At 47.2% G+C, this 18,989-nt stretch carries 15 protein-coding genes; 13 read left to right on the top strand and 2 right to left on the bottom strand.

Annotated features, from left to right (window positions below):
* Positions 1–35 precede the first annotated feature (35 nt).
* From EC604_RS00920 to glsA, 10 genes are all read left to right on the top strand, one after another.
* Entirely contained in the window at positions 36–1,364 is a 1,329-nt protein-coding gene (locus EC604_RS00920) for an ABC transporter substrate-binding protein (RefSeq protein ID WP_123062346.1), read from the top strand.
* A gap of 88 nt (positions 1,365–1,452) precedes the next feature.
* Positions 1,453–2,331 (top strand): carbohydrate ABC transporter permease, encoded by an 879-nt coding sequence (locus EC604_RS00915; RefSeq protein ID WP_123062345.1) that lies wholly within the window; start codon positions 1,453–1,455, stop codon positions 2,329–2,331.
* Positions 2,328–3,164 (top strand): carbohydrate ABC transporter permease, encoded by an 837-nt coding sequence (locus EC604_RS00910; protein ID WP_123062344.1) that lies wholly within the window; start codon positions 2,328–2,330, stop codon positions 3,162–3,164. The genes EC604_RS00915 and EC604_RS00910 overlap by 4 nt, the downstream gene beginning before the upstream one ends.
* A 15-nt stretch (positions 3,165–3,179) precedes the next feature.
* Entirely contained in the window at positions 3,180–4,775 is a 1,596-nt protein-coding gene (locus EC604_RS00905; protein ID WP_240036593.1) for a sugar hydrolase, read from the top strand.
* Positions 4,776–5,257: 482 nt separating this feature from the next.
* Positions 5,258–6,910 carry a sensor histidine kinase gene (locus EC604_RS00895; protein WP_123062830.1) on the top strand — a complete coding sequence of 551 codons (1,653 nt, stop codon included), beginning with the start codon at positions 5,258–5,260 and terminating at the stop codon, positions 6,908–6,910.
* Between the two features lie 55 nt (positions 6,911–6,965).
* Complete coding sequence (locus tag EC604_RS00890) at positions 6,966–7,877, top strand: LytR/AlgR family response regulator transcription factor (protein ID WP_123062829.1); 912 nt, start codon at positions 6,966–6,968, stop codon at positions 7,875–7,877.
* A 153-nt stretch (positions 7,878–8,030) separates the two neighbouring features.
* Positions 8,031–9,335, top strand: a complete 1,305-nt coding sequence (locus EC604_RS00885) for an L-lactate MFS transporter (protein ID WP_430538723.1) — start codon at positions 8,031–8,033, stop codon at positions 9,333–9,335.
* Between the two features lie 277 nt (positions 9,336–9,612).
* Positions 9,613–10,095: a GNAT family N-acetyltransferase gene (locus EC604_RS00880; RefSeq protein ID WP_123062342.1), complete on the top strand. Its 483-nt coding sequence runs from the start codon at positions 9,613–9,615 to the stop codon at positions 10,093–10,095.
* 190 nt (positions 10,096–10,285) lie between these two features.
* Positions 10,286–11,464 (top strand): LOG family protein, encoded by a 1,179-nt coding sequence (locus EC604_RS00875; RefSeq protein WP_123062341.1) that lies wholly within the window; start codon positions 10,286–10,288, stop codon positions 11,462–11,464.
* Between the two features lie 269 nt (positions 11,465–11,733).
* A complete protein-coding gene (gene glsA, locus EC604_RS00870; RefSeq protein ID WP_123062340.1) occupies positions 11,734–12,675 on the top strand; it encodes a glutaminase A in 942 nt (313 codons plus the stop codon).
* Positions 12,676–12,960: 285 nt separating this feature from the next.
* Here the strand turns inward: glsA and EC604_RS00865 are convergent, their stop codons facing one another.
* Entirely contained in the window at positions 12,961–13,314 is a 354-nt protein-coding gene (locus EC604_RS00865) for a YolD-like family protein (RefSeq protein ID WP_123062339.1), read from the bottom strand.
* On the bottom strand, positions 13,311–14,555 hold the full coding sequence (locus EC604_RS00860; RefSeq protein ID WP_123062338.1) for a DNA polymerase IV: 1,245 nt from the start codon (positions 14,553–14,555) through the stop codon (positions 13,311–13,313). Before EC604_RS00860 ends, EC604_RS00865 begins: the two co-directional genes overlap by 4 nt.
* Before the next feature lie 588 nt (positions 14,556–15,143).
* On the opposite strand from EC604_RS00860, the gene EC604_RS29685 reads away from it, so the two are divergent.
* The 3 genes from EC604_RS29685 (at position 15,144) to EC604_RS00850 (ending at position 18,968) form a co-directional block, all read left to right on the top strand.
* A complete protein-coding gene (locus EC604_RS29685; RefSeq protein WP_151458029.1) occupies positions 15,144–15,383 on the top strand; it encodes a hypothetical protein in 240 nt (79 codons plus the stop codon).
* A 41-nt stretch (positions 15,384–15,424) separates the two neighbouring features.
* Entirely contained in the window at positions 15,425–17,650 is a 2,226-nt protein-coding gene (locus EC604_RS00855; RefSeq protein ID WP_123062337.1) for a hypothetical protein, read from the top strand.
* Between the two features lie 103 nt (positions 17,651–17,753).
* On the top strand, positions 17,754–18,968 hold the full coding sequence (locus EC604_RS00850) for a HEAT repeat domain-containing protein (protein WP_123062336.1): 1,215 nt from the start codon (positions 17,754–17,756) through the stop codon (positions 18,966–18,968).
* Positions 18,969–18,989 lie beyond the last annotated feature (21 nt).

The raw sequence follows: 18,989 nt of genomic DNA, 5'->3' as shown, positions 1-18,989 counted from the left end.
AAGCAAGAATAAACATGAATCGGGGGAATGACAAGATGAAAAATAGAAAACAACTGTGGCCTTTGACTTTAGTGCTGCTAATGACGTTCCTTAGCGCATGTAGTTCTGCAAGTCAGGAACAGGGAAGTTCCGACAGTAGTGGGGGAGCGAATGATTCTGCCAAACCGATAACCTTGACGATGATGCTCTCAGGAAACAAGGCGTCGGAAGGGGAGGACTTCGAACTCGAAACGTTGCCTCGTTTAGTCAAAGAAAAGTTCCCAGACATCACGCTTGAGGTTCAGAAGCTTCCTGATGACCAGTACAATACCTCGGTACGAACGAAACTGGCAGCTGGACAGGGACCGGATATTTTCTGGATTTTTCCGAAAAATTCAGCAGGTGGAGTCGTTGATTTTGCCAAAGCCGGGTTTGCCGCTGATTTGTCTGATTTGAAGTTCTGGGATAACATCACTCAAGGTGCGAAGGATGATATGTCTATAGACGGCAAGCCCTACGGCGTATCGGGTGGTATTGCATTTCTGGGGGCTTATTACAATAAGGAACTGCTACAACAGGTCGGTTACTCCGAATTTCCGAAAGACTGGCCTTCCTTTCTTGAATTGTGCCAGAAGCTGAAAGAGGCAGGAATTACACCGATTGCTATGGGAGATAAAGATCCTTGGGTGATCCAATTTGGAATGTACCAGATCGCCGCAAATACGGTATACCCGGATGATATGGACTTTGATGTAAAGCTGCAAAAAGGTGAGAAATCATTGACTGATCCAAAGTGGGTTGAAACGATCTCAAGGTATAAAGAGCTGTACGACAAAGGTTACGTGGTGAAAAACTCACTGGGTATTGGCAGTGCACAATCTGCGCAGCTGTTCATTGATGGCAAAGCAGCGATGACATTGACCGGCACATGGGATTACGCTTCCATGACATCCAAAGGTGCAGCCGATTTCACTCGCGGATTCTCTTCCCTTCCAGGCAATGATTCTGGCAAACCAGTATATGTATCTGCTGCAACATCGGCAGGTTATGCACTCAATGCGAAATCAGCCAATCTGGATGCAGCGAAGCAAGTGCTGAATTATCTGTTTGACGGACAGTCAGAATTATTCAAAGCTTTTGTGGCTTCCAACAGTTCCATCAGTGTGTACAAGGGAGTGACATTAGAGAAGGAATTGTTCAAGGAAGTGAATGACAACTATCAGCAAACAGGCAACTCCGTATATTTTAGCAATCAGATGTGGCCTGCGGGAGTATCGGATGTCATGCAAGCCAAATTCGCAGAAGTTATCGCTGGACAAAAGACAACACCTGAAGAGGTCGCGGCTGCGATGGAAAGAAAATTTAGAGAGCTGTGGAAAAACTAGAATTAAACGATCTGTCTGTTGCCAGGGAAGGGCATTTCAGCTACTGCTCTGGCTTACAGTCTTCTAGGATTGGAGAGGATGGAGCAAGATGAACTCGACTGTCATGAAAAAGTCTATGTACTGGTTTGCTGTGCCTGCATTACTTTTTTACCTGACGTTCTGGATTTTCCCGATTCTGCGATTATTCCAGTACAGTATAACGGACTATAACGGATATGCTCAGGCGTATAGCTATATTGGATTGGACAATTACCAAGATTTGTTTCGCGGGGATGTTCTCGGCGTATCGTTGAAAAACACACTGATTTATACGTTTGTTACGGTTGTCGTGGGTAATCTAATTGGTTTGGCGATGGCCTTGCTATTAAATATGAAAATAAGAGGAACCGGAATCTACCGTTCTTTGGCTTATATTCCTACGTTATTCAGCGCAATCGTTGTGGGATTTCTCTGGAGTTACGTGTACATGCCGGATTACGGGCTGATCTCTTCTTTTTTGAATAAACTGGGTATTGCCAATGAACTGAATTTCCTCGGTGATTACTCAACAGCCTTGTATTCCATCATCTTTGTGGAAATCTGGAAAACCATCGGGACTACGATGATTATTTTCCTAGCCGGTCTGCAAACCGTTCCGAATGATCTGTTAGAAGCTGGTCGGATCGACGGATGTGGTCCTTGGCGGTTGTTGCGACATGTGAAAATACCTCTTCTGGCAACGGCTATTACCATTAATGTAACCCTTAGCTTGATCAATGGGCTTAAAGCGTTTGACTTTCCGTTTATCATGACCAATGGCGGTCCGGGTACAGCGACGAATACGTTAATCTTTTCGATCTATAAAATGGCATTTACCGAGCAGCTCTTTGGCAAGGCTTCTGCGCTTGGTGTCGTATCCTTTGCAGTAATTATCGTTATTACGGCAGTATTTGTACTGAAAATGAACAAGCGGGAGGTGTCGGCATGACTTCTCGTAAATGGATGGGAAAAGGGTTTACCCAGCTCGCTGTCATTCTGATTATGGCGCTGAATCTGATTCCACTGATCATTGCTTTTTCGACTTCACTGCGGGATCCGAAAGATAACACCAATCCGCTTGTCCTGTTTCAAGGTATGTCTCTGGCAAGTTATACAGCTGCCTTCGAGCGTATGCATTTTCTGGATGCCTTATGGAACAGCGTTGTGTTAACTGGAGTATCGGTCATCTTTGTTGTTCTGTTCGCGGCGATGGCTTCATATCCAATGGCTCGGCTGAAAACAAAGCTCAGCAAGTTTATGTATTTGTTTTTTCTGTCCGGGCTCGTGGTGCCTGCTCAGATGGTGTTGATCCCTATTGTACAGATGATTAATGCGCTTCATATTCCGACGAACCAGTATACTCCGATCTTTATGTTTATAACCTGCAGCTTGCCGTTTTCTACCTTTCTTTATACCGGATTTATTCGCAGTGGTGTACCTGAAGAGGTAGAAGAAGCTGCACATATGGATGGCGCCGGATTATTCCAGCGTTTCTGGACGGTTGTTTTTCCGCTGCTTATTCCAGTCACGGTGTCCGTTATTATTACGCAGGGAGTATGGATCTGGAACGATTACTTTTTTAATATGATTTTTATTTCCGGAGCCGGACAATCACCTTTACCTCTGGCGATGCTTGGATTTATGGGGGATCAGCAAAACCCGACACAATGGAATGTATTGTTCGCAGCTTGCTTTCTGTGTGCACTGCCGCTACTGCTGGTCTTTTTATTTTTACAAAAATACTTTGTTGGCGGTATGACGGTTGGTGCAGTTAAAGGTTAAGGAGGAGAACCTGGCATGAGTGAAAAGATTATAAGTGAACGCAGGATGGGTGAACATATCATAAACGCATCATGGATGGATCAAGCGCAACAATGGATTCCAAAGCTCCACGAGCAAACGGTATATCCGGAGCAGATCGTTCGTTCCATGTCAGATTCACAGGCATTTCAAGGTTGGCGGATGGAGACGATAGGCCCGGCTTCGGTTTTGTCTGAGCAAACGCTGCGCAAGGGAGACGAGATAACACTGGATTTTGGCCAGCATCTCGTTGGCTATGTAACGTTGTCACTACTGAATGTCCGAAGCAATGCAGATGCACCTTTGAGATTAAAATTAACATTTGGCGAGATGCCATGTGAGGTTGCGGAAGACTTTTCCACATATGAGGGTTGGCTTAGTCGTTCATGGTTGCAGGATGAGGTGTTTAATGTGGATGTGTTGCCGGGCACAGTTACGTTGAACCGTCGATATGCCTTTCGTTATCTGAAGATTGAAGTACTGGAAACATCGATTCGGTATGATATTCAAATCAAGGATATCTATTGTACAACGGTGACTTCCGCATCGATGGATGCTGTATCACCATTACCGGAAAATATCGATGAGGAACTGGCCCAGCTTGATCTAGTATCCATTCGTACTCTTCGGGATTGTATGCAAACGGTATTTGAGGATGGACCGAAGCGGGATCGAAGGTTGTGGATTGGCGATCTGCGTTTGCAAGCCTTGGTCAATTATGAGACATTTGGCTGTAATGATCTGGTGAAGCGCTGTTTATATCTATTTGCCGGAGCCAGGCTGGAAGGTGGGCAGGTAGGTGCGTGTCTGTACGAAAAACCGGAGCCTTATGTAGATGATATCTACTTGTATGACTATGCCCTATTTTTCATCACTACATTATGGGACTATTACGAGGCAACGAAGGATCGAGAGACACTGGAGGTGTTGTGGCCTGTTGCCAAAGAGCAGATCGACATTGCCTTGAAAAGGCTGGATGAACGCGGCATTGTGCAGGATGATGACACATGGTATTGCTTCCTCGATTGGCATGAGCAGTTGAACAAACAGGCAGGTGCGCAGGCGATACTGATCTATGGCATGAAAAGAGGGCAATGGATTGCCCGAGAACTGGGTCTGTCCGTGGAGGAGAAGCAAATTGAGCTGCAGGTTCAGCAGGCGGAGCAGGCTGCCCTTCAATATTTATGGGATGAGGAACAAGGTTTCTTCATTAGTGGTAAGGAGCGTCAGGTTTCGTGGGCATCGCAGGTCTGGATGATTCTTGCTGAAGTGATAGATGCAGACGCGGCGTGGCCATTGTTGCAACGACTGATGAAGCATAACGAAGCAATTCAAATGAACACGCCTTATATGATGCATCATTATGTGGAGTCGCTGCTACAGTGTGGACAAAAAGAAGAGGCTTTGGCGCAGATTCGCACATACTGGGGCGGCATGGTAAAGGATGGAGCAGATACGTTCTGGGAGCTATATAATCCCGACGACAAGACATATTCTCCGTATGGCAGTAATCTAATCAATAGTTATTGCCATGCCTGGAGTTGTACACCAAGTTATTTTATAAGACGAATTTTCACTTCAATTGTTAGCTGATCCAAATGCAGTAGAACGAGGTCAACCGGATTTTCGGTTGACCTCTTTGGCCTTACTGGATACGGGTGCACGCTCCGGGGCCATAGTTGCAAACCACATTGCGATGAATGTGGCGATGATTATTCCATTATGAGGAAGCTCTGCGAGTATGTAATCTTGTATGGCTAGTACCAGAATTGAAATACATAAAACGACCTGAAGTACTCGTCCTGTGGACCGTTCAGCATTGCTGGATCGTCTGAAGACCCATTTTAAGATATAGAATATAAGACTAAATAGCAGAAGCGAACCAAAGAGTAGAATGGCAAGCATTTTTGATATTCACAGGATATCCTTTGCTTTCCTCCAAGGGGGAGGGTAAACTGTTGCATACGAGTAGTACAGGTACAATGTCGCAGTGCGGGATGCATGAGGGTGATCTGGCGCTGTTATTGCTATTTTTTCAGATAGATGTGGAGGAAGATGGGTTGGAAATGTTTACGATGTTACTGGGGCTGTTTGAGCGGGCGGCGCTGTTGATTATATTTTTGTTTTTTCTATCGCGGGTGCCGCGGTTCAGGCAGATTTTGCAAAAGGGCAAGTTAAGATGGCAGGAGTATGCTGCGGTAACTTTGTTATTCTGTGCGTTTGCCATCTTTGGTACATATACAGGCATCAACGTTGAAGGCTCGCTTGTTAATGTACGGATCATCGCGATTCTATCGGGTGGAATCTTGTTTGGAGCACCGGTGGGCATTATTACAGGACTTGTGTCCGGGGTGCACCGTTATCTGATCGATATGGATGGCATAACCGCGATTCCGTGCCTGATCACAAGTATTCTTGCAGGGGTGGTGTCAGGTTACATTCACAAATACACCCCGAAATCGAAACACTGGATCATCGGTATTGGGGCGGGCATGATCATTGAAGCGCTCACGATGCTGTTAATCTTGCTGTATTCTTATCCTGACCCGCTTGGAGCAGATATTGTTTCGAAGATTGCACTGCCGATGATTCTGGGTGAGGTGAACATTGGGCTAATCGTGCTATTGGTGCAAAGTGTGGAAGGGGAAAAGGAGTTAATTGCAGGTCGTCAGGCCAAACTGGCTTTGGAGATTGCGAATAAAACATTGCCGTATTTCCGCTCGATTGATGAGGATTCCCTGCGCAAAATATGCAAAATCATTCAAGAGGATATCCAAGCGGACGCGGTAGCGATCACCGATACACGGAATGTTTTGGCTTATGTTGGTTTTGGTGAGGAACGGTATCACATTGGCAATGAAATTATTAGTGAAATGACCAAGAAGACGATCTCCAGCGGGGAAATTATGATTAGTAACGATGTAACGGATGAGAAAACCCCTGATATCCACTCGCTGCTGATCATTCCCTTGAAAGAACGAAGCGATGTGACGGGCGCACTTAAAATTTATTATCGGAAAGCCTACAAAATAACGTATCCGCTGCAAACGATGGCTGTGGGACTTTCTCAGATTATCTCCACGCAGATGGAGGTTTCACGTGTAGAGGAGATTAAGGCAGCGGCGAACAAGGCTGAACTGCGCGCTTTGCAGACAACGATTCATCCTCATTTTTTGTTCAATGCGCTGAACGCTATCGCTTCGTCCATACGCACCAAGCCGGATCGTGCGCGCGAATTGATTGTTAACCTTTCAGGTTACATGCGTTACAACTTGGAGCTGTCGGATGAGTTAATTGATATTCATAAAGAGCTGGAGCAAGTCCGTAATTATGTCGAGATTGAAAAAGCGCGCTTTGGCAGCAGACTCACGGTGATCTATGAGATTGATGAAGTGGCGGTGCATATTCCAAGCCTGGTCATTCAGCCGCTCGTGGAAAACGCGATTATACACGGCATCCTGAAGGTTAAAGGCCCGGGAACCGTGAGAATTCGGGTACAGGATCATCTGGATTTTGTGCGAATCAGCGTTAGTGATACCGGGGCAGGCATCAGCGCGGATATTATTGAAAAAGTCTACCATGATCGCATGCCGGGCAATCAGATCGGGCTATATAACGTTCATCGGCGTGTGAAGTTGATTTACGGACAAGGCCTGACAATTAGAAGGCTAGAGCAAGGAACAGATATTTTATTTGATGTACCCAAAGGAGATGTCATACCAAGGTGATGAAGCGATGAGAGCGTTAGATGAAGGCATGTTGAATGGGTTAGACAAAAGAAGGATGAGAGCATTAATTGTAGAAGATGAAATTCCGGCAAGCGAGGAACTGAGTTATCTGATTCAGGAGCATAGCCGGATCGAGGTCGTAGATTGTTTGGAAGATGGCTTGGATGTGCTTAAGTTTTTGCAGGAGCAGGAAGTGGATGTTCTATTTCTCGATATTAACATTCCTTCGCTGGACGGTATGATGCTGGCACATCATATTGGCAAGTTTGCTCGAAAACCTTACATCGTATTTACGACAGCGTATAAGGAGCATGCGGCTGAGGCTTTTGAACTGGAAGCATTTGATTATATTTTGAAACCCTACGATGAGAAACGGATCGCAGCCATGCTGCACAAGCTGGAGCTGACCTTCAAGCGGGATCAGGAGCAAACGGAGAACATGGACAACCGAATGCAGATGGAGAATCAGGCATATCGACGTGCCGAGGGACATCTATCAGCCAATGATCATGGGGCTCAGCGAGGATATGACACAAGAGAAGATCAGGTTCGCTCTGGCACACGGCAGGCACAGCAAGGGCTGGAGCAACGAGCGGTATCTTCTAGTTCTCCAACCCACACTACGGATAATCTGACAGGAACACGGATCAACTTGCTGCGTAACGACAACATCATTGTTACCGATTCGGCAGATATCTATTATGCGGAGGCTCAGGAGAAGGTCACCAAGGTATATACCAAAAATGGAGAGTTCACCATGCCGGTGAGCATTTCCGATTTTCACAGCCGCTTGCCGCAAGATGCCTTCTTCCGGTGCCATCGTTCCTATCTCGTGAACCTTGCCCAAATTCGTGAGATTGTGCCTTGGTTTAATAATACGTATCTGCTTCGTTTGCGTGATCTGGAAGCCGAAGTGCCCGTCAGTCGTGGCAAAGTCAAAGAATTCAGGCAACTCATGCGCATATAACGGCATTTCATTCCGCTTCTGATGCAACTCATGCTCAAAACGGCTCTATGAATCCCCTTTCATGTATGATGGTCTTGTGAACGCATTCAAGTATGTTTGAATGGTACAGAGAATGTTCAACATGTCACAGACATCGGCAAAGGGGAGATTACGATGAAAGCAGCTATTTCATCCGCTTCATCAGCATCTAATTCAACAACGACATCATCTTTATCCATGAATCGCTGGCTTATTGTATTGGGTACGATTATTGTACAAATGGGGCTCGGCACCATTTACACTTGGAGTTTATTTAATCAACCATTGTCTGACCGTTTCGGATGGGACGTCAGCTCGGTCGCGATAACTTTTTCGATTACGAGTTTTGCTTTGGCATTTGCTACGTTGTTTGCAGGTCGCTTGCAGGAGCGCTGGGGTCTTCGGCGTTTAATCCGTGTAGCCGGGATTGTGCTGGGGCTTGGACTCATTCTGAGTTCTCAGGTGAGCTCGTTAACGCTGCTGTACCTATTGGCTGGGTTTGTGGTCGGTTTTGCGGACGGCACAGCGTATATCACTTCTCTATCCAATCTGATCAAATGGTTCCCTGAACGTAAAGGTCTGATTTCGGGTATTTCGGTAGGTGCTTTTGGTACCGGCAGTCTATTGTTCAAATATGTGAACTCCGCCCTGATTAGTGCGGTTGGCCCAGCCCAAGCCTTTATGTATTGGGGGATGATCGTTCTTGTGCTGGTTGTTGCCGGATCATTCCTAATCCGTGAAGCGGTGGTTCGTGAACAGTCTTCGGCGAGTGTCAAAGAGGGAGCGAAACCGGCAGAAGTTCGTCATGAATATACAGTTAAAGAAATGCTTCGTACTAAAGAGGCGTATATGCTTTTCGGTATTTTCTTCACAGCATGTATGAGCGGTCTGTATCTGATCGGCATTGTCAAAGACATTGGCGTACAGCTCGCAGGTCTTAACGTGACAACGGCTGCAAATGCGGTTGCGATGGTCGCTATTTTTAACACGGCAGGTCGTATTATTCTAGGTGCGTTGTCGGATAAAGTAGGGCGGATGAAGGTCATCGCCGGAGCGCTGCTTGTTACAGCCGTGGCTGTCATGACGCTCAGTCTGGTGCCGCTAAACTTTGGGATTTTCTTCGCTTGTGTGGCAGCGATTGCTTTCTGCTTTGGTGGTAACATTACCGTGTTCCCAGCGATTGTGGCCGATTACTTTGGTTTGAAAAATCAAAGCAAAAACTACGGCGTGATCTACCAAGGGTTCGGATTTGGTGCTCTGGCCGGATCATTCATCAGCGCGTTGCTGGGTGGTTTCCATCTTACCTTTATCGTCATTGCGGTACTCTGTGCAGTATCACTGCTGATGGCACTGATCATCACACCTCCAGGTACAAGCCTGCGGGCACGTGATTCCCATAAAAAACAGATGCAGTTCAACCCGTCTTCGCGGGCAAGTTAAGTTATCGTTATCCCGTCATATCAGATGAATGACAAGCGGTCTCGGATGAGGCCGTTTTTACCTTTTTCGAAAGCTTCACAAATCCCCCAAGCCTCGCTGCCGAGTGTAGTACATACCGTAACCATGCTAACGTGAATCCCGATATGTGCATTGATACCTTTGCTTCTGTTATACTCAAGGTGAATCAAAGGAAAACTGTACTCGATGACGCGATATAAAATGATATACGGATGCGACACGATGACATTGAAATGATCTATCCCAAGGAGGCATACTCATGAACTTTGTAAAATACACAGAACCGGACTTTGAACATTATTATGCACTCGTTTCCAATGAGGACGTCATGAAGCAGATTACCGAGCGTGCGATCCCCGAGGCGGAAGCGAGAACACAGTTCGATGCCATGCTGGATTACAATCTTCGTTCGATATGCGGGCACTACCTTGTGACCACGCAGGATGATGCAGGTGTGGCCTACGCCAAATTGATTCTGGATGAAGATAATCCAAGCCGGGCAGAGATGGGGTATATGATTCTGCCGGAGCATTGGGGCAAAGGTCAGGGTACAGCTATCGCGTCCCGCTTGATTATTCAGGCTCAAGCCGCAGGCATTGAGGTTCTATATGCCGTTATTGATCCTTCCAATGCGGCATCCCGTCAGATTTTGCTGAGACAAAACTTTGAATCGACGTGGACGGGAGATTACGACGGTTTGCCTGGGGAGATATTGGAGCTGAATCTGCGTCCCAACAGATAAAGACGTTAGATACACATGAAAGTACATGGTCAAACATGTGCTTGAAAATGATTTAACGGCTATTCTTAACCATTACAGAGATAAAGTATATAGTTTCATTTAAATGCTGGAGCCGCTTATAAAGCGGCTTTTTTCTGTGCAATCTATATAAGATAGAGCGGTCCTAAATAACCTTTATAAGGAGAGCACAATGATCAAATCATTGGAATTCATTACACATCCTCCGTTTAACCCCATTCATGACAAGCTTTATACTCCGTTTGAGTTGCTTAAGGGTTTTAATGCGGATGATGCACGGAGTCTATTAGTCACGCCAGATTTCCGGTGTTTTACATATTTTCATCAACAAGGGGGTACAACCGTCTCAGATCCTTATGCTGCGATGATGGAGGCTGTACATGATACATCCGTTGTACGCGAAATGAACGGATTTCTGGCAACGGAGTTACAGGCAGGCCGTCGTCCTGTTGCAATTATGGGAGGACATCGGGAGAAACGTGGAAGCGAAACATATCGTAAAGTAGCACGAATTGCCCAGAAGCTATCAGAATCTGGTTTTATTGTCGTTAGCGGCGGTGGACCTGGTTGTATGGAAGCAACACATCTTGGTGCTCTTCACGCTGGACGGTCTGCAGAGTGCCTTGAATCTGCAATCAATCGTTTGGAAGAGGAACCGTTCGTTGAATTCCCGCAAAACATGAGCGATATTATCGGTAAAGATGGGCAGAGCTTTAATGAAGAATTGTTAAGTAAGCTCCATAAATGGATGCTTCCCGCATGGGAAATAGCAAATGAACTCAAGGATCAACTCAGCCCACTCAATTGCAGTTTGGCACTGCCGACCTGGCATTATGGCCACGAGCCGTTTACTCCGTTTGCTACCCACGTTGCGAAATACTTCCTCAACAGCATACGGGAAGATGTGCTTCTTACACTGGCTTCATGCGGTATCATTTTTTCGGAGGGGCGGGGAGGCACAATCCAGGAAGTATTCCAGGACGCTGCTCAAGTCTATTACCGTGAGAATGACGCGTATAATAAGGCTCCAATTACTTCAATGCTGTTTCTTGACAGCCAGTTCTGGACAAATTCAGAAACCCCGGATGGAAGGCTGCACATGCCGGTGATGGGTTTGCTTTATCAACTTTTTGTCGGTACGAAAAATATGACAGAAGAGGAATTCAAACGTTATATTCGCGTTGTCGATGATGCTGATGAAGCCGTAAACATCATTATTGAAAATGCACAATCCGCGAGTCAGGTCGTGCACAAACTGGCCAGAATTGGCATTAACAATATTGATTCGGAGCTTATGGCTGAAAGAGCAGAAGATTTTGTTAACCAGCGAGGAAATAAGACTGAAATATGATTTGGGAAAAGAGTATCCAAAAAAATCTGGGGATAACAGCGATTGTAAGGTTATTCTGTCATCGGAGTGGACTGTGTGAAATTTCTAGTCCAACTTACTCTAGCGACTTTTTTTTCGGTAGAAATTCGTGTAACTTCACGTGCCACAGGGTAATGCATAGGATAGAATAAGGAGTATAAAGTATTTTACATGAGTACAGCGTTGTGTAGTATTGCAAGCTGGTATCTCGTGCAAGATGCTTCCAAAGATAAACGTGGAGGAGACGATATATGAGTGATTCAACGATGGAACGACTGAATGCCCTGTTGCCCGAGTGGCTGGAGACCAGCCGACTGCATACGGGACAGGGGAAAGTAGCTTCCTATATTCCGGAGCTGGTCAAAGCATCGCAGGATGATCTGGGTATACATATTATGGACGCGGAGGGAAACCATGTGTCCGCCGGGGATTGCGGTGTTCCTTTTACGATGCAAAGTATCTCCAAAGTGTTCACCCTCATTCTGGCCCTGATGGATCACGGGGAAGAAGCGGTCTTCTTTAACGTAGGAAAAGAACCAACTGGTGATGATTACGACTCCATGATCAAGCTGGAACTGGTTGAACCAGGTATTCCGTTTAATCCTCTTATTAATGCGGGTGCGATTACCGTATCCTCTCTTGTAGGTGGGGACTGTAAGGAAGAGAAGTCCCGCCGTATTCTCGAATTTTTCCGCAAGTTGTCTCAAAATGAACGACTGGGTTATAACGAGGACGTTTTTCGTTCCGAATCGGAAAGTGGCCATCTGAACCGCTCTCTCGCCTATTTTCTCAAACATAACGGTGTGATCAAAGATGATGTAGAAGATGTGCTGGCTGTTTATTTCCGTCATTGTTCTATTGAAGTCACCTGTGCTGACCTAGCTCGCATGGCGCTTGTTCTCGCTCATGATGGGACCGATCCAATTACTGGCGAAGAACTCATTCCCCGTCGTTATGTGCAGATTGCCAAGACCTTTATGACTACCTGCGGGATGTACAATGCTTCTGGTGAATTTGCCATCGAGGTCGGTTTGCCCGCCAAAAGTGGTGTTTCCGGTGGAATACTGACGCTGGTTCCGGGACAGTTCGGCATCGGTGTAGTTGGCCCGGCACTTAATCGTAAAGGCAACAGCTTGGCTGGTGTACATTTGCTTGAGCGTCTGTCCAAGGAGTTTGACTGGAGTTTCTTCTAAGTTCAACTTATATAAATGCTAGTGTTTTATTATTGTGCAAATCGGGCTTGAAAAGCCAACATCATATTTATCCTTGCATGCAGTGGATGACTCGGATTCCGGGCATTTTGCTTCTTTCGAACGAGGCAGGATGCATGGACATCGGTTTTATCGACTGCTTTTTTAATGATATTAAAATATTGTAGGGATACAGTCCTGCACAACGTGAAGCTGCTACATCTATCAAGGAGTTCTCACCATGTCCATATGTGAAGAAATGCTCATTTTGCTATACGACTCACATTTCTATTCATCCATCCATTCACCTGCTGGAGTCACGCCTGTAATGAGATTCATCTGAAGATCCCGATTCCCGTCATCGGTTCGCAGTCTGAGTGTACGGGCAGGGAGATCCAATCTGAGCACACGTCCGGTATAAGAAACGTCATCATGCTCGTGGAACAGCGTAATCGTAATGCGGTCGCCAAGTACCATGGAGTTGCTCAGCAAACGGGACATTTCATCTGCGGCCTGGGCATCCAGGGAGGGACGAGTGCGAGGGGAGAGCTGTTCCTGATGAAGAATATAGGCCTCCCGATGTTCGGGAAGCATCATGCGTGAGGATTCAAAAAGTCCGTTTTGCTGCAATTTTTTACTCATTTATAGTGACCTCCAATTTTATGAGAACGATCCTGCGCCTGAGCGGACGAGCAAAGGGACGATGCACGCATAATGGCGGTATCTCCGAACTTGCGCTTGATATCATCCGTGGCTCGCTCCAGTTCTCTCTTGCGTTCGCGGTCGTCAAACCAGGACAGTTGTACTTCTGAATCGGGTACAAGTCCGCTCAGCGACACATGGATGCGCCTTATGGGTAATCCGTCCCAATGGCGCAGGAACAGAGCTGCCGCCGCATCATATACTTCATCTGTGATATTGGTCGGTTCATTCACCTTCATCTGACGGGAGAAACCGGTTGGCCGGTCGTAATCCTGTCCTCGACACCCGACCGAAACGACATGCCCCATGAGTGATTTGTCCCGGGAACGTCGGCTGACTAGTTCTGCAAGCTCCAGCAACACAACCTTAATCTCTTCCCAAGTCTCGTAATCCCGTGGTAGCGTCATCTGATGTCCGATGCCCTGTTGCTGGTGCGTGTAGGTTCCGGGTTTTACCGGAGAATCATCTATGCCACGGGCGATACGCCATAACACTTCACCATTTATACCCCAGCGCTCCTTGAGCCGGGATAGCGGTGTATTCGCCAAATCCCCAATCGTATGAACGCCCATTTTGTAGAGATGCTGTGCCATGCGTGAACCAACCATGAACATATCGCGTACAGGTTTTTCCCAGATCGTGGAGGGCATATCCTTACGTGGCAGGGTGTAAATGCCTCCGGGAACCTTTTTGGCATACAGGTCACAAGCCATTTTGCTGACGACCTTGGTATCGCTAATGCCGATCCGGATGTAAACGCCTGTTTCTTCCATCACTTTGGATTGAATGCTGCGTGCAATCGTTTCGGGACTGCCGAACAGATCGAGGCTTCCCGTGACATCGAGAAATTGCTCGTCGATGCTGTAGGGCTCCACCAGATCGGTATAGGACTGAAGAATACGTGTAATATGAAGGGATACGCGGATGTATTCGGCCATTCTTGGGCGAATAACGACAACATCTGGACATTTGGCAAGCGCCTCTCCCAGTCGTTCTGCAGTTGTAATACCATAGGACTTGGCGAGAGGACACGCTGCCAGAATGATACCCGAGCGCCTCGCCGGATCACCAGCTACAACGAGAGGGCGATCCTTGTACTCGGGATGTGCAGACTTCTCCACACTGGCATAGAATGACTGGCAGTCTGCCAGCATGATGACGCGTCTGTCTTGGCGGGGCATGATGTTTCCTCTCCTTATCTGCAATTCTTGATGTTGCTCCTGTCGTCTAATCCGTGCAGAGAGCTGTTTATTTACAGTTTATTTACAGTATGGAACAAGTGTTCTTGTTTTATAAGCATAAAGGACAATTCAAAATGCGGCAACCGGAATTATTTTGCAAATTGGACACAATTATACGCTGGGCAGACTAGAGGCTTGAAATAGGAAATAAGATGTGGCTTTTTACATTTAATGTGAGAGATCTGTGACCTCCGGGTGATGACCGGTAGTTCATTTTGATTTTTGTAAAAGGGTCGTTAATGGACAGAGTCCTAGATAGGGGGACTGATGTCCTTTTTTCATTTTCAGCACTTTTCAGAAAACCTTGATAGGACGCGGATTGTCAGTGATGCGTTATCGGACTATAGTATCAATTTTGTAATCTTTATGGTTAATACTGTAAAAAACGCGCAACTTTAAAATGTTACTCGCGTTTAATGGGGTATATGTTTTTCGGGGGAAGAGTGCCTGCATCCGCGTTGCACATAACAATATTACGTGAAGATGTGCAGGATAAGCAGTGCATTCATCTGTGCTTTTCGGCAGATCATGAATGTAAAAAGACCGCAAACGGAATCGTTGCCTTGGTGTGCTGGCGGATGGCGCAACTGGCTGAGTATGGGCAGAACGTTCCATATCATGTTTGCTTCCATCAGCCTAGTTACAATGCAGAGGCTTAGCGCTATAGTGAGAACTACACCGCTGACATCTCTACCAAGCGGACATCCGAAGCGGAATGATCGTATGTTTCCTGCATGGGTTTGTGCAGTGCATGAACCTGATCTATAGGGAAGCAGGATGCATACTAGAGAGGTGAGCAATCAGAAGTCATGAGCAGACAACGACGAAGACGCTGGTTACTGACAGCTTTGACAGGCGCTTTGGTGGTGACTGGCGGAATATTTGCCGGATGGCATTACATGCAGCCAAAGCTTGTTACGTATACAGCGGAGAACGGCACAGAAATGAAATTCAAGACCGATGGAGAGCGGTTCATGCAATACGGGCCAGATGGAACATGGAAGGAAATGTTCGTCAAAGGGGTGAACCTGGGGGCAACTTCGCCGGGACATTATCCCGGAGAGTTTCCGCTCACGGAGGAGGATTACCTGCGCTGGTTTAAGCAGATTCAGGATTTGGGCGCGAATGTGATTCGGGTCTATACCGTCCACCAGCCCATTTTTTACTCCGCACTGGTCGATTATAATCGTGGCCGGGAGCAACCGTTATATTTTATACAAGGCATATGGTCACCTGAGGAAGAATTGATTGAGAAGCAGGATGCCTATGCCGATCATATTGAACAGAGGTTCAAGCAGGAGATTGAAAAAGCGGTATCCGCCGTATATGGCGATGCAGACATTCCTGCCAAGAATGGGGAGTCCAGCGGCAAGTACAGAACCAATGCCGGGAAATACTTGATGGCTTGGCATGTAGGTACCGAGTGGGATCCGGGGATGGTGGATAACACCAACAAGGTGCATGCGGACGTGCCGCAGTACAAAGGCGTTCACTTTTCCGGGAGTGCAGAAGCATCACCGTTTGAAAATTGGTTAGCAGAGCTGCTGGACTACACGGCGGTTCAGGAGAAAAAGTATGGATGGGAACATCCAATGACGTTTACCAACTGGGTCACAACCGATGTGCTGGATCATCCAGGCGAGCCGCTCTATGAAGAGGATCTGGTTAGTGTGGATGCACGGCATATTAAGCCGGAAGCATGGGATGGAGGTTATTTTGCTGCCTACCACGTGTACCCGTATTACCCGGATCTGTTCCACATTGATAAGACACTGCAAACCATCAAGGATGAAAAGGGCGAGTACAACACGTACAAAAGCTATCTGCAAAAGCTAAAAGCCGAGTTTTCCGATATGCCTGTAATGATTACAGAGTATGGTGTGCCGTCCTCGCTTGGTATTTCTCATCTGGGCATGGGCGGTCGAAATCAAGGCGGGCATAACGAGGTACAGCAGGGGGACATCGATGCTTCGCTTACGCAGGATATCTATGATGAAGGCTACGCAGGAGCAATTCTGTTTATGTGGCAGGATGAGTGGTTTAAAAAGACCTGGAACACGATGCCGCTGGAAATTCCGGCCGATCGCCGAGCCTACTGGCTAAACGTGTTAACCAACGAAAAGATGTTTGGTTTGCTAGCCATGGATCCAGGGAAACAGGAACAGCTGACGATTGATGGCAAGCTGGATGATTGGGACAAGCTGCAGGATGAAGAAGTCACGGTCTGGCAGGGACAAGTGAATGGTATTCAGGAGATGAAGATGACCCATGATGAAGCTTATCTGTATGTAGGACTGACGCTGGATCAGCCATTTGACCCGGAAAAGACTGTACTTCGCTTTGGAACAGATACCCTTGCCGGAGGCAGTCAACCAAGCAGCATGTTGCCAGGAAAAACGCTAAGTGATGGACTGGAAACGGTCATCACATTGGGTAAGGATAACGAGTCCCAGGTACGGATTGCCAAGGATTATGATTTTAACCAGCGTCTGTACGGCAAGGACGGATATAACATGATTCCAGAGGAGCAACTCAAGTCGACCGATCCGTTCCATCCGTGGGAACTGGCTGTCAGTCTGAAGATGACCCCGCCGGATACCCGCTCAGCGCATCCATTCATGGCTGAGAACGTGGGAACGTTAAAGCGAGGCACGACAGCTCCAGGACAGGCAGACAGCGATTCGTTAACAGCTTGGCAGTATAACGGCAATCAGGTGGAGATGCGAATTCCGTGGATGTTGCTTGGTTTCGGCGATCCGAGCTCCTTGCAGGCGATCGAATACGGACCACTGAAAAACGGCAGGAAGTTTTCTACAACTACCGTTGAAGGTATCACGCTGGTTCCGTGGTTGACGGATCGTTCCACGAAACAGATATCCTGGCCTGGAGGCGAGCAATCCACGCTGGATTTGAAAACTTTACCCGTCTACCGCTGGAAACCTTGGGAGCAGGTCGAATATAGCGAAAGACTAAAGTTAAGTTATGAGAAAATGCGGCAGAGTTACGAAAAAATGCCTAGTTTTCAGATTGAATAAATAAGATTTAGCAAGGGATATAGGTGGGCTAAATTAGCCAATCCCTTGATGGAACCAACAGCATAGAACATCATAAGCGAGTATAAAAGGAGGACTTTTTCACATGTTCCAGAGTTTAGCTTTGGCCTATTGGTTTTTGATCGCCTGCATTGCACTTGTGATTGTAGGCGTCATCGTTCTGTTTGCCATGAAAATGTCCCACAACGGCAAACGACGCAAAACCGCTATGTATGAAATGAAGCAACGAGACTATTTCACGTATTTGCAGACCGCGTTGACGGAGAATAGTCCGCTCAAGCTGCCGCCAGGCAAGTTGGCCCCGCTAGAACGCCGGGTTGTTCAGGACAAGCTGATTGAATGGATTGACCAGTTCAAGGGAGAGTATCGTGACAAGCTGATCGAACTGTGCCGCGAGGCCGGATTCGTCGAACACGATCTGAAAGAGCTGGGCCGTCTGCGTTACGGACGTCAGATCGATGCAGCATATCGCCTCGGAGGCATGCGCTGTCCCGAAGCGGTTCCGGGTTTAATGGAACTTCTAAAGGATGAGAAGCCGGGACCGATGGCCATCATGATTGGCCGTTCGATTGCGAGATGCACAACCCGGCATGGCGAGCTGAAAGACATGCTTGCACTGCTTTTGACCAAAGGAAAATCGATTCATCATCTGGCCGCGGATATTCTGCTGGAAGCTAATCTGGATACAAGCCGCATTCTGCTTGAGCTGCTGGAGGATCGCAATCCTGATTTTGTCAAAGTCGGACTTGTGGCGATGTGGGGACAAGCGGTGCCAGAAGTCATGCCTGCACTCCATAGACTTGTTGGAGCAGAGCATCAGGATGTACGTGCCGAAGCGGTGAAGCTGTATCTCAGTGCAAGTCCGGCGCTCAAGGATGAGACGATTCTGAAGCTGATTCAGGATACCGATCCGGAAGTCCGGGCGGAAGTGGTACAAGCGCTTGGCTCGAAGCATGCATCTGGTAGCATTCCGTTGCTGCGTAAGGCACTCCGTGACGAAGACTGGAGAGTCCGCTACAACAGTGCAGAAAGCTTGAGTAAGCTGGGCGAACCCGGTTTTGAAGCTTTGTGCCAAGCAGCGGTGCAAGGAACGGGTGCGGAGCGCGAGATTGCCATGCAGCAGATTGAGAGCACGATGCAGCAATCGAGAGCTGACGACAAGGCGGTAGAGCAGATGATTGCGCATAACAAAAAAAGACTGCTGTACGAACGTTATTTTGGCCCGGTTCACGGCGGCGAAAACCGTACAACCAAGAAACGCACAGGCGTTGCAACAGTAGGAGGGGATTACACTGCTTAGAGATTTATTACTCATCTACGG

This window comes from Paenibacillus amylolyticus, from assembly GCF_003719335.1.
GTDB lineage: Bacteria > Bacillota > Bacilli > Paenibacillales > Paenibacillaceae > Paenibacillus > Paenibacillus amylolyticus_D.
This window is presented reverse-complemented; position numbering and strand designations above follow the sequence as displayed.

Excerpts from the sequence above, each read along its gene's own strand:
- EC604_RS00920 (WP_123062346.1), top strand. The coding sequence starts at position 36 with ATGAAAAATAGAAAACAACTGTGGCCTTTGACTTTAGTGCTGCTAATG.
- EC604_RS00915 (WP_123062345.1), top strand. The coding sequence starts at position 1,453 with ATGAACTCGACTGTCATGAAAAAGTCTATGTACTGGTTTGCTGTGCCT.
- EC604_RS00910 (WP_123062344.1), top strand. The coding sequence starts at position 2,328 with ATGACTTCTCGTAAATGGATGGGAAAAGGGTTTACCCAGCTCGCTGTC.
- EC604_RS00905 (WP_240036593.1), top strand. The coding sequence starts at position 3,180 with ATGAGTGAAAAGATTATAAGTGAACGCAGGATGGGTGAACATATCATA.
- EC604_RS00895 (WP_123062830.1), top strand. The coding sequence starts at position 5,258 with ATGTTACTGGGGCTGTTTGAGCGGGCGGCGCTGTTGATTATATTTTTG.
- EC604_RS00890 (WP_123062829.1), top strand. The coding sequence starts at position 6,966 with ATGAGAGCATTAATTGTAGAAGATGAAATTCCGGCAAGCGAGGAACTG.
- EC604_RS00885 (WP_430538723.1), top strand. The coding sequence starts at position 8,031 with ATGAAAGCAGCTATTTCATCCGCTTCATCAGCATCTAATTCAACAACG.
- EC604_RS00880 (WP_123062342.1), top strand. The coding sequence starts at position 9,613 with ATGAACTTTGTAAAATACACAGAACCGGACTTTGAACATTATTATGCA.
- EC604_RS00875 (WP_123062341.1), top strand. The coding sequence starts at position 10,286 with ATGATCAAATCATTGGAATTCATTACACATCCTCCGTTTAACCCCATT.
- glsA (WP_123062340.1), top strand. The coding sequence starts at position 11,734 with ATGAGTGATTCAACGATGGAACGACTGAATGCCCTGTTGCCCGAGTGG.
- EC604_RS00865 (WP_123062339.1), bottom strand. The coding sequence starts at position 13,314 with ATGAGTAAAAAATTGCAGCAAAACGGACTTTTTGAATCCTCACGCATG.
- EC604_RS00860 (WP_123062338.1), bottom strand. The coding sequence starts at position 14,555 with ATGCCCCGCCAAGACAGACGCGTCATCATGCTGGCAGACTGCCAGTCA.
- EC604_RS29685 (WP_151458029.1), top strand. The coding sequence starts at position 15,144 with ATGAATGTAAAAAGACCGCAAACGGAATCGTTGCCTTGGTGTGCTGGC.
- EC604_RS00855 (WP_123062337.1), top strand. The coding sequence starts at position 15,425 with ATGAGCAGACAACGACGAAGACGCTGGTTACTGACAGCTTTGACAGGC.
- EC604_RS00850 (WP_123062336.1), top strand. The coding sequence starts at position 17,754 with ATGTTCCAGAGTTTAGCTTTGGCCTATTGGTTTTTGATCGCCTGCATT.